This is a genomic window from Halorubrum sp. SP9, assembly GCF_005435015.1.
In the GTDB taxonomy this organism is placed as follows: Archaea; Halobacteriota; Halobacteria; order Halobacteriales; family Haloferacaceae; genus Halorubrum; species Halorubrum sodomense.
In genome coordinates this window covers 1-675 of sequence record NZ_SGXU01000230.1, presented here as the reverse complement: position 1 = coordinate 675, position 675 = coordinate 1, and the positions used below count along the sequence as shown (strand labels likewise).

Sequence of the window (675 nt, the reverse complement as noted above, 5' to 3'; positions counted from 1 at the left end):
AGCGGGAGCGGACGGTCCAACGGATCAAAGACCGACTCGAACTCGCGGTCGAAGGCGCGAACCTCGGCGTCTGGGACTGGGACATGACCACTGACGAGGTCGAGTTCAACGACCAGTGGGCGGAGATGCTGGGTCACTCGCTCGACGAGATCGAGCCGCACCTCGACGCGTGGGAGCGCCGCGTCCATCCCGACGACCTCCCGGCGGTCGAGGACGCTCTGTCGGCCCACGTCGACGGCGAGACCGAGTACTACGACGCGGAACACCGGATGCGGACCGCGTCGGGCGAGTGGAAGTGGATCCGTGACATCGGGAAGGTGGTGGAGCGCGACGAGGACGGCGGACCGGTGCGCGCGGTGGGGATCCACCTCGACGTCGACGAGCAGAAGCGACGGGAGGAGGAGCTGCGACGGACCCGACGACTGATCGAGCGAACGCAGGAGAGCGCGTCGATCGGGTGGTGGGAGGTCGACCTGGTCGACGAGTCGCTGACGTGGAGCGACGAGGTGTACCGCATTCACGAGCTACCGACGACGGAGCCGGTCGAGCTGGAGGACGGAATACAGTTCTATCATCCGGACGACCGCGACGCCATCGAGAGCGCCTTCGAGCGGCTACGAACGGAGGGCGAGTCGTACGACCTCGAGCTGCGGATCGTCACGGCGACCGGTGAGA

1 protein-coding gene is annotated in these 675 nt (G+C 67.0%); it reads left to right on the top strand.

Translation table 11 applies throughout. The features are described from left to right. The coding region (locus EXE45_RS17330) for a PAS domain-containing protein (RefSeq protein WP_137695062.1) at positions 1–675 on the top strand (675 nt) is incomplete at both ends.